The organism is Nonomuraea recticatena (genome assembly GCF_039533245.1).
GTDB classification, from domain to species: domain Bacteria; phylum Actinomycetota; class Actinomycetes; order Streptosporangiales; family Streptosporangiaceae; genus Nonomuraea; species Nonomuraea roseola.
Genome location: NZ_BAAATE010000006.1, coordinates 386777 through 396169, shown reverse-complemented (window position 1 = coordinate 396169; position 9393 = coordinate 386777). Strand labels below are relative to the sequence as shown.

11 protein-coding genes and 1 riboswitch are annotated in these 9393 nt (G+C 72.2%); of the genes, 6 read left to right on the top strand and 5 right to left on the bottom strand.

The genetic code is table 11. From position 1 onward, the window contains the following. From ABFX50_RS15875 to alc, 3 genes are all read left to right on the top strand, one after another. On the top strand, nucleotides 1-317 hold a 317-nt coding region (locus ABFX50_RS15875; protein WP_346147060.1), incomplete at its 5' end, for a glycerate kinase. Between the two features lie 34 nt (nucleotides 318-351). Continuing rightward, nucleotides 352-1656: an allantoinase AllB gene (gene allB, locus ABFX50_RS15870; RefSeq protein WP_346147058.1), complete on the top strand. Its 1305-nt coding sequence runs from the start codon at nucleotides 352-354 to the stop codon at nucleotides 1654-1656. Between the two features lie 18 nt (nucleotides 1657-1674). After that, nucleotides 1675-2622 carry an allantoicase gene (alc, locus tag ABFX50_RS15865; RefSeq protein ID WP_346147056.1) on the top strand — a complete coding sequence of 316 codons (948 nt, stop codon included), beginning with the start codon at nucleotides 1675-1677 and terminating at the stop codon, nucleotides 2620-2622. A 54-nt stretch (nucleotides 2623-2676) separates the two neighbouring features. Here the strand turns inward: alc and ABFX50_RS15860 are convergent, their stop codons facing one another. The 5 genes from ABFX50_RS15860 to thiO form a co-directional block, all read right to left on the bottom strand. Continuing rightward, nucleotides 2677-2880 carry a hypothetical protein gene (locus tag ABFX50_RS15860; protein ID WP_346147054.1) on the bottom strand — a complete coding sequence of 68 codons (204 nt, stop codon included), beginning with the start codon at nucleotides 2878-2880 and terminating at the stop codon, nucleotides 2677-2679. 11 nt (nucleotides 2881-2891) lie between these two features. Further along, nucleotides 2892-4814, bottom strand: a complete 1923-nt coding sequence (pknB, locus tag ABFX50_RS15855; protein ID WP_346147052.1) for a Stk1 family PASTA domain-containing Ser/Thr kinase — start codon at nucleotides 4812-4814, stop codon at nucleotides 2892-2894. A 197-nt stretch (nucleotides 4815-5011) separates the two neighbouring features. Next, nucleotides 5012-5767, bottom strand: coding sequence for a thiazole synthase (locus ABFX50_RS15850; protein WP_346147050.1), 756 nt, complete (start codon nucleotides 5765-5767; stop codon nucleotides 5012-5014). After that, nucleotides 5760-5960: a sulfur carrier protein ThiS gene (gene thiS / locus ABFX50_RS15845; RefSeq protein ID WP_346147048.1), complete on the bottom strand. Its 201-nt coding sequence runs from the start codon at nucleotides 5958-5960 to the stop codon at nucleotides 5760-5762. The genes ABFX50_RS15850 and thiS overlap by 8 nt, the downstream gene beginning before the upstream one ends. Before the next feature lie 14 nt (nucleotides 5961-5974). Then, entirely contained in the window at nucleotides 5975-7030 is a 1056-nt protein-coding gene (thiO, locus tag ABFX50_RS15840) for a glycine oxidase ThiO (protein ID WP_346147046.1), read from the bottom strand. Further along, nucleotides 7019-7133: riboswitch (TPP riboswitch) on the bottom strand. It overlaps the preceding gene by 12 nt. 57 nt (nucleotides 7134-7190) lie before the next feature. Between thiO and ABFX50_RS15835 the strand changes: the two genes are divergently transcribed. From ABFX50_RS15835 to thiE, 3 genes are read left to right on the top strand one after another with little or no spacing between them, the layout of a single operon-like run. Continuing rightward, on the top strand, nucleotides 7191-8366 hold the full coding sequence (locus ABFX50_RS15835; RefSeq protein ID WP_346147045.1) for an NAD(P)/FAD-dependent oxidoreductase: 1176 nt from the start codon (nucleotides 7191-7193) through the stop codon (nucleotides 8364-8366). A gap of 30 nt (nucleotides 8367-8396) precedes the next feature. Further along, complete coding sequence (locus tag ABFX50_RS15830; RefSeq protein WP_183658916.1) at nucleotides 8397-8771, top strand: Rv2175c family DNA-binding protein; 375 nt, start codon at nucleotides 8397-8399, stop codon at nucleotides 8769-8771. After that, nucleotides 8749-9384 (top strand): thiamine phosphate synthase, encoded by a 636-nt coding sequence (gene thiE, locus ABFX50_RS15825; RefSeq protein ID WP_346147042.1) that lies wholly within the window; start codon nucleotides 8749-8751, stop codon nucleotides 9382-9384. Before ABFX50_RS15830 ends, thiE begins: the two co-directional genes overlap by 23 nt. The last annotated feature ends 9 nt before the right edge of the window (nucleotides 9385-9393 follow it).

Here is a 9393-nt window from a genome sequence, read left to right as displayed (position 1 = left end):
ACTACCTGCTCGACCTGCTCGGCTTCGACGAGCAGGTCAAGGGGGCGCGCCTGGTCGTCACCGGCGAGGGCTCGCTCGACGAGCAGTCGCTGCGCGGAAAGGCCCCCGTCGGCGTCGCCCAGGCCGCGGCCAGGGCGGGCGTCCCCGTGGTCGCGGTCTGCGGACGCCGCACGCTGTCGGACGAGGAGCTGCGCGCGGCCGGCATCGAGGCCGCCTACGCCCTCACCGACCTCGAACCCGATCCCGAGCGCTGCATGGCAGAGGCGGGACCGCTGCTCGAACGCCTCGCCGCCCGCGTCGCCGCGGAACGCCTCTGACCGTCACCGACCGTCCACCGTGAGAAGGCAGGAGATGACCGAGTACGACCTCGTGGTCCGGTCCCGCAGGGCCGTCACCCCCGACGGCGAGCGTCCGGCGGCGGTCGCCGTGCGGGACGGCAGGATCGTCGCGATCCACCCCCACGACGCCCCCCTCGACGCCGCGCTCGACACCGATCTCGGCGACCTGGCGCTGCTGCCCGGCCTGGTCGACACCCACGTGCACGTCAACGAGCCCGGCCGTACGCACTGGGAGGGCTTCGCCTCGGCCACCCGGGCCGCCGCGGCGGGCGGCGTGACGACCATCGTCGACATGCCGCTCAACTCCCTGCCTCCCACGGTCGATCCCGGCGCCCTCACCGCCAAGCAGGAGGCCGCGCGCGGCCAGTGCCACGTGGACGTCGGCTTCTGGGGCGGCGCGATCCCCGGCAACCTGGCCGATCTGCGCCCCCTGCACGAGCGCGGCGTCTACGGTTTCAAGTGCTTCCTGTCCCCTTCGGGCGTGGAGGAGTTCCCCCCGCTGACCCCCGACGAGGTACGGCAGGCGCTCGAGGTCATCGCCGAGTTCGACGGGCTGATGGTCGTCCACGCGGAGGACCCCTCGCTGCTGCTCGATCCCACGGGCCCGACCTACCCCGAGTTCCTTGAGTCGAGGCCGGGCGCCTCCGAACGGCGCGCGGTCGAGCAGGTGATCGAGCTGGCGAGGCAGACCGGCGCCCGCGTCCACATCCTGCACGTCTCCAGCGCCGACTGCCTGGAGCCCCTCGCCGCCGCCCGGCGCGACGGCCTGCGCGTCTCGGCGGAGACCTGCCCGCACTACCTCACGCTCGCCGCCGAGCAGGTGCCCGAGGGCGACACCGCCTTCAAGTGCTGCCCGCCGATCCGCTCGGAGGCCAACCGCGACCTGCTGTGGGAGGGTCTGGCCGGCGGGGTGCTGAGCTGCGTCGTCTCCGACCACTCGCCCTCGCCCTCCGACCTCAAGATCCCCGACTTCGCCGCCGCGTGGGGCGGCATCGCCTCGCTCCAGCTCGGCCTGCCGGCGATCTGGACCGAGGCGTCCAGGCGCGGGCACGGCCTGCCCGACGTCGTGCGCTGGATGTCGGCCAACCCCGCGGCCCTGGCGGGGATCCCGCGCAAGGGCGGCCTGGCCCCCGGCAACGACGCCGACCTCGTCGCCTTCGACCCGGACGCCGCCAACCCCGTCGACGCCGCGGGACTGCACCACAAGAACCCCGTCACGCCCTACCACGGCCGCGTGCTCAGGGGCGTCGTGCGCACCACCTGGCTGCGCGGCGCGACCGTCGACCTCACCGCCCCGCCTCGCGGCACCTTCCTCTGACAGGAGAGAGCACACCGAATGCCCAGCTTCATCGCCCTTCCCGACCTGGCCCTCCGCACGCTCGGCGGCTCGGTCGTCGCCGCCAACGACGAGTCCTTCGCCGAGAAGGAGAGCCTGATCCGCCCCGGCCGTCCCGGCTTCCAGGCCGAGACGTTCGGCAACAAGGGCCAGGTCTACGACGGCTGGGAGACGCGCCGCCGCCGTGAGCCCGGCCACGACTGGGCGATCGTCAGGCTCGGCCTGCCCGGTGTGGTCCGCGGCGTCGTGATCGACACCGCCTGGTTCAAGGGCAACTACCCGCCGCACGCCTCCGTCGAGGCCTGCGCCGTGCAGGGTCACCCGAGCGTCGCCGAGCTGGAGGCGGCCGAGTGGGTGGAGATCGTGCCGAAGAGCGAGCTCAAGGGCGACGCCGAGCACCACTTCGAGGTGGCCGACGAGTGCCGCTACACCCACGTGCGCCTCAACATGTTCCCCGACGGCGGCATCGCCCGCCTGCGCGTGCACGGGGAGGTGCGCACCGACCTGTCGGTCTACGAGGGACTCGGCCTCGACCTGGCGGCGCTGGCCAACGGCGCGGTCGTCACCTCCTGCTCCAACGAGTTCTACTCCTCGCCCAACAACGTGCTCGCGCCAGGGCTGGCCAGGCACCAGGCGGAGGGCTGGGAGACCGCGCGCCGCCGCGACGGGGGCAACGACTGGCTGGTGATCCGCCTCGCCGCGCTCGGGGTGATCAGGCTGATCGAGGTCGACACCACCAACCTGCTGTTCAACGCGCCGGGCGCGCTCTCCATGCGGGCCAGCGCGGACGGCGAGACGTGGTTCGAGCTGCTGCCGAAGACCCGCCTGCAGCCCGACACCCCGCACCGCTTCCGCGTGGACGACGACCGGCCCGCCGCCTACGTCCGCGTCGACATCTACCCCGACGGAGGGCTGGCCCGCGTCCGCCTGTTCGGCACGCCGGCCTAGAGGGAGCGTCCGCCCGGCGCGCACCTCGGCCGTGTCCACCGGGGTCCGCGCGGCTCACGGGCTGAGCGTGGCCAGGGCGCCGGGTGGCAGCTCGATCCTCCTCAGCGAGAGCTCGGCCTCGCCCGGACGCCACGCCACCACGTGAGCGGCGTGGTCCGACTCCGCCGGCAGCACACCGCTTGTGGTGACGAAGCGGCCGGCGAGGACGAGCCGTCCGTCGCCGGTCCACGCCATCGAGGTGGTCTTGAGCGAGGTCACGTTCCTGGCGGTCAGCGCCAGATCGTCACCATGGTGTTCGCGGGCCGCTCCTCGCCGCCACGCGGGCTCTGGAACCGAACCTGCGCCCCGTTCGAGATGTTGCGCACCTTCACCTTGTAGCCCTGCTGCTGCAGCTCGGTCGTGGCGTCCTGCACGCTCTTGAACACCACGTTGGGGACGATCCTGAAGTCGTCCTGATCGTTGGCGTCCTGGCCGTTGTTCCTGCCGAACCAGTCCTCCCAGCCGCCGCCACAGCGCGAGACTGTGATGCTGGTCATCGTCCCCGGATCGACCTCGGCCCTGGCCCTGGGGTTCTGCGCGATGACCGTGCACGGCTCGGCGTCGTCGTCGACCTCGTTGACCTGCACCTGGAAGCCCTGCTCGGTCAGGAACTGCGCGGCCTCGTCCTTGGACATGCCGCTGACGTCGGGCATCACCAGGCCCGCGCTCAGCACCAGGTTGACGCTGGTGCCCTCCTTGACCTTGTCGCCGATGCTCGGCCTGGTCTGCGTCACCAGGCCGCGCGGCACCTTAGGGTTGGCGACCTTGCTCACCTTGCCCAGCTCGAGGCCCGCCTCCGACAGCTTGATCGCCGCGTCGTTCTGGTCGAGGCCCTCGACGTTGGGGACCGTCACCCGCTTGGCGCCCAGCGAGGGCACGATCGTGATCGTCGCGCCCGCCTCCACCTCGCTCCGGCTCACGGGGTCGGTGCTCAGCACCTTGCCCTGCCCGACCTTCTCGTCGTACTGGCCCTCGGCCACCTTCACGACGAGCCCGATCTTGGCGGCCTCGGTCTTGGCGCTCGCGACGTTCTTGCCGACCAGCTCGGGCACCAGGACGTACTGGGTCTGCGAGAAGTACCAGCCGGTCAGGCCGACCGCCACCACCATCAGCGCGGCCAGCGTCACCAGGAACCAGTTGGGCCTGAAGCCGCGCCTGCGCGCGGGCGGCTCACCCGAGCTCGCGGGAGCGGTCAGCACCTCGGTGCGCGGCGCGATCAGCGTCGGGTTGGCCGGCGCGACGCGGGAGCGCGGATGCTCGCCCGAGGGGACGTAGTGCTGGCCCGTGGTGTAGGGCGGGCTCGACTCCCTCGGCAGCATCCTGTGCGCGTCGACCGCGGCCACCAGCATCGCCGTGGCGTCGGCAGGACGGTCGTCGGGCTCGCGCGCGGTGGCCTGCGCCACCAGCGTGTCGATGAGGGGTGGGGCGTCCACCAGCGACGAGGGCGGCGGCACCCTGTCGTGGACGTGCCGGTAAGCGACCGACATCGGCGTCTCGCCGTCGTACGGCTGCTGCCCTGTGACCAGCTCGAACAGCATGATGCCCGCGGCGTAGACGTCGCTGCGCACGTCGGCGCCGCCGGTCATGACCTGCTCGGGCGACATGTAGCCGATCGTGCCGATCATCACGCCGGTGCGGGTCTGGTTGGTCGCCTCGATCGCCCTGGCCAGGCCGAAGTCGACGACCTTGACCCTGCCGTCGTCGGTCAGCAGGACGTTCTCGGGCTTCATGTCGCGGTGGACCATGCCCTGCTGGTGGGCGGCGCCGAGCGCGGCCAGCACCGGGATCATGATCTCGAGCGCCTCGCGGGCGGGCAGCCTGCCCCGCGCGCGCAGCACGTCGCGCAGCGTCTTGCCCGGCACGTACTCCATCGACAGGTACACCACGTCGCCGTCGGTGCCCTGGTCGAAGACGTGCACCACGTTGGGGTGTGACAGGCTGGCCACCGACTTCGCCTCGCCGATGAACCTGCGCACGAACGCGGGATCCTCGGCAAGGGAGCGGTGCATCACCTTGAGCGCGACCGTGCGGTCGAGCCTGATGTCGAGTGCCAGGTAGACCGTCGCCATCCCGCCCCGGGCGATCCGGGACTCGATGCGATAGCGCCCGTCGAGGAGTCTCCCGACCAGGGGGTCCGCAATCGTCGTGTCCACCTGGCCGAGTTTACGGGCGATTTGCCACCGGCAGGGCCGCACAATCCGAAACCGATGCCCGTTTGTTCCATGATCTTGAAGGGCGGCCCCCGCTCGGCAAGCGGACCGGCGCCCCAGAAGGTCTGGCCGTGAACCACGGCCACTTCAGGCCCGCGCTCACCAAGCCGGGGAAAAGGCTCTCATGGCGTGCGGGGGCCTCACGGGGTCATCGGCGAGGAGGCCTCCGCGTAGCGCCGCATGGGGATGCGGCCCGCCTGGCGCGCCAGCCGTCCGGCCTGGACCGCGAGGCGCATCGCCGAGGCCATCTGGTCGGGCCGCTGCGCCCTGGTCACCGCCGTGGCCAGCAGGACGGCGTCGCACCCCAGCTCCATCGCCAGCGCCGCGTCGCTCGCGGTGCCGATGCCGGCGTCGAGGATCACCGGCACCGAGGCCGACTCCACGATCAGCTCGATGTTGTGCGGGTTGCGGATGCCGAGGCCCGAGCCGATCGGCGCGCCGAGCGGCATCACCGCCGCGCACCCGGCCTGCTCCAGGCGGCGGGCCAGCGCCGGGTCGTCGCCGATGTACGGCAGGACCACGAACCCCTCGGCGACCAGCCGCTCGGCCGCGTCGAAGGTCTCGATCGGGTCGGGCAGCAGGGTCCGCTCGTCGTTGATGACCTCGAGCTTCACCCATGCGGTGCCGAGCGCCTCACGGGCCAGCCTGGCGGTCAGCACCGCCTCGCCCGCGGTGAAGCAGCCCGCGGTGTTGGGCAGCACCTTGATCCGCCGCTCGCGCAGCACGTCGAGCACGCTGCCGCGCGCGGCGGGGTCGAGGCGGCGCATCGCCACCGTGGTCAGCTCGGTGCCCGAGGCGACCAGCGCCTGGTCGAGCACCTCCAGCGAGGGCGCGCCCCCTGTGCCCATGATGAGCCGCGAGGAGAACTTCTCTCCCGCGATGATCAGTTCATCCACCCTGCACCGCCGTGAGAATCTCGATCCTGTCGCGGTCGGCCAGCGGCGTGGTCGCCCACGTGCCCCTGGTGACCACCTCGTCGTTGACCGCGACGGCCACACCCGTCGTCTGCTCGGTCAGCCGCTGGACGGCCTGCGCCACCGTGGTGCCGTCGGGCACCTCGTGCGCGGCGCCGTTGATCGTCACTTCCATCAGCACTTCCTTGTCTAGAACCGCTGTGGCGAGCACAGGGCGGCCAGTTCGGGCTCCTCGCCCTGGAGCAGGGCGGTGGTGAGCGGAGCCAGCAGGACTCCGCCTCTGTGATGTCCGGTCGCCAGCGCGAGCCCCCGGCGCACTTCGCCGACCAGCGGCAGGTTGTCGGGGGTGCAGGGGCGCAGGCCCGCCACCACGTCGGCCAGCTCCAGCTCGGTGACGCCCGGCACCAGCTCCCTGGCGTCGCGCAGCAGCTCGTACAGGCCTCCCGCGGTCACCCTGGTGTCGAAGCCCAACTCCTCCTGCGTCGCGCCGACCACCACCTCGCCGTCGCCGCGCGGGACGAGGTACACGGGCGAGCCGTGCACCATGCCGCGCACGCACCTGCCGAGCAGCGGGTGGGGGGAGCGCAGGCGCATGATCTGGCCCTTCACCGGGCGCACGGGCACGTCGGCGAGCTCGCCGCTCCACGCCCCCGCCGCCAGGACGACGCGCTCGCCGGTCAGGAGCTCGCCGTCGGCCAGCCGTACCGCGCCGTCGAGCAGGTCGGTGGCGCGGCGAGGGACGACGGGGACCCTCATCGTCTCCAGCGCGGCCAGCAGGGCCGCGGTGACGCGGCGGGGATCCACCCACGCGTCGCCGCCCGCCAGCACCCCGCCCCGCACGGACGGCGAGAGCATCGGCTCCAGGCGACGGCACTCGCGCCCCGTCAGCCGCTCGACGGGCAGCCCCAGCTTGTCCATGAAGGCCGCGAGCTCCTCGAGCGCCGCCAGGTCGTCGGCGCCGAAGGCCACGTCGAGCGTGCCGTGGGCGCGGTAGTCGACCGACAGGCCGCTGTCGGCCTCCAGTTCGGCGGCGAAGGCGGGCCAGCGCTCCAGCGCGGCCAGGCCCAGCCTGAGCAGCGGCTCCTCGGTGTAGGCGACCTCGCTGACGGGGGCCAGCATGCCCGCGGCCGCATGGGAGGCGCCGGAGGCGGGGGCCGGGTCGATCACGGTGACGTCCTGGCCGGCGCGGGCCAGGCGCCAGGCGATGGACAGGCCCACCACGCCGCCGCCCACGATCAGGTCCATCTCGCTCCCTTCGCCGGCATGATCCGGATCAGGTGTCTTGCGGTCGAAGGCCCGTCAAGCCTTCCTCTCAGCCCGGTGTGGCCGGACTCCCGCGCGTCTTCCACCGACCAGCCTACTCACGCCGGACGTCCCCCTTGAACCATTGGTTATGGTCTTGACCGTGAAGCATGTCGTGGTGGTAGGTGCGGGACTGGCCGGTGTACGCAGCGCCGAAGCTCTCAGGGCGCGCGGATTCGGCGGCACGATCACATTGCTGGGGGAGGAGCGGCACCGGCCCTACGACCGGCCACCCCTGTCGAAGGCGGTGTTGCTGGGTGACGCCGACTCCAGCTTCGTCGACTCCGACCTCGAGGGCATGGGGGTGGAGCACAGGGCGGGGGTGTCGGCCAAGGGCCTGGCCGAGGGCGTGGTGGAGACCACCGAGGGCGAGATGGCCTACGACGGCCTGGTGATCGCCACCGGCGCGGAGCCGATCAGGCTGCCCGGCGAGGGCCGCCAGCACGTCCTGCGCACCCTCGACGACGCGCTGGCGCTGCGCGCCGAGCTCGTCCAGGGGGCCAGGGTGGTGATCATCGGCGCGGGCTGGATCGGCGCGGAGGTGGCCACGGCCGCCATGAGGGCGGGCTGCGCGGTCACGGTGCTCGAGGCGGGCCCCGCTCCGCTCGCGCACGTGGTCGGCGCCGAGGTGGGCGCGCACACGATCCCCTGGTACGACGGCATCGACCTGCGGCTGAACACCATGGTCGGCTCCGTGGACCCCGGCGGGGTGAGCCTGGTCGGCGGCGGGAGCCTGGAGGCCGACGTGGTGGTGACCGGCATCGGCGTGCGGCCCACGGTCGAGTGGCTGGCCGGCTCCGACATCGACCTGCACAACGGCGTCGTCACCGACGAGCACCTGCGCGCCTCCCTGCCGAACGTCGTCGCCGTCGGCGACTGCGCGGCCTGGTGGTCGCGCCGCTTCCACACCAGGCTGCGCGTGGAGCATTGGGACACCGCGCTCAACGCCCCCGAGGTCGCCGTGGCCAGCCTGCTGGGCGACGAGTCCGTGTACGATCCCGTTCCGTACTTCTGGTCGGAGCAGTTCGGCCACATGGTGCAGTACGCGGGCCACCACCCCGGGGCCCGCCTGGTGCGCCGCGGCGACCCGTCGGCCGCGGCTCCCGTGAGCAGGTGGTCGGTCTGCTGGCTGCACGACGACGACAGGCTGGCGGCTGTGCTGACCGTCAACAGGCCTCGAGACCTCGTCCAGGGCCGTAGGCTCATCGAGGCCGGCCAGCGGCTGGACCCAGGGCGCCTGGCCGATCCCGAGGTGGCTCTCCGTGATTGTGTTGTTTGAGCAAGGACGCGATGTGGTAGTGGTGGATTCGTGACGCTTTCTGTTGCACAGATAGATCGGGAGACCGACCAGCTCGTCGGCGAGTGGCTCACTCTCCCCCAGGTGGCCGAGCGCCTCGATCTGACGATCGGCAGGGCCAAGCAGCTCCTCAAGGACCGCAAGCTCGTCGGCGTACGGCGAGGCGGCGGGGGCCCGCAGGTGCCGGCGGCCTTCCTCGAGGGCAAGGACGTCGTGAAGGGCCTGCCGGGCACGCTCACGCTCCTGCTCGACGCCGGCTACGACGACGTCGAGTCGTTGCGCTGGCTGTTCACCCCTGACGAGTCCCTGCCAGGCTCGCCCATCGACGCGATCAAGGCAGGTCGCCACACCGAGGTCAAGCGGCGTGCCCAAGCGCTCGGTTTCTGAGGCCCGCCTCTACCTCTGCACCGACGGTCGTCGTGACAGGGGAGACCTGGCCGACTTCCTCGACGCGGTGCTCGGCAACGGCGTCGACATCGTCCAGCTGAGGGAGAAGGGCCTTGAGGCGCGCGAGGAGCTCGCGCTGCTCGAGGTCTTCCGCGACGCCTGCGACCGCCACGGCGCGCTGCTGGCGGTCAACGACAGGGCTGACATCGCCTTCGCGGCCCGTCCCGACGTGCTCCACCTCGGCCAGGACGATCTGCCCGTGCGCGTCGCGCGAGAGATGCTCGGCGACGACATCCTCATCGGCAGGTCCACCCACTCGGCGGCGGAGGCCTCGGCGGCCGCCGTGGAGGAGGGTGTCGACTACTTCTGCTGCGGCCCGATCTGGCCGACCCCGACCAAGCCGGGACGGCACGCGCCGGGCCCCGACCTGCTCAGGCACGCGGCGGGGCTCCCAGGAGCCAGGCCGTGGTTCGGCATCGGCGGCATCGACCTCGACAACCTCGACGAGGTCAGGTCGTACGGCGTGAGCCGCGTCGTGGTCGTCAGGGCGATCACCGAGGCGGAGGATCCGGGCGCGGCGGCGGCGGAGTTCGCCAAGCGCCTGGCCGGCTGACGCCCGTCA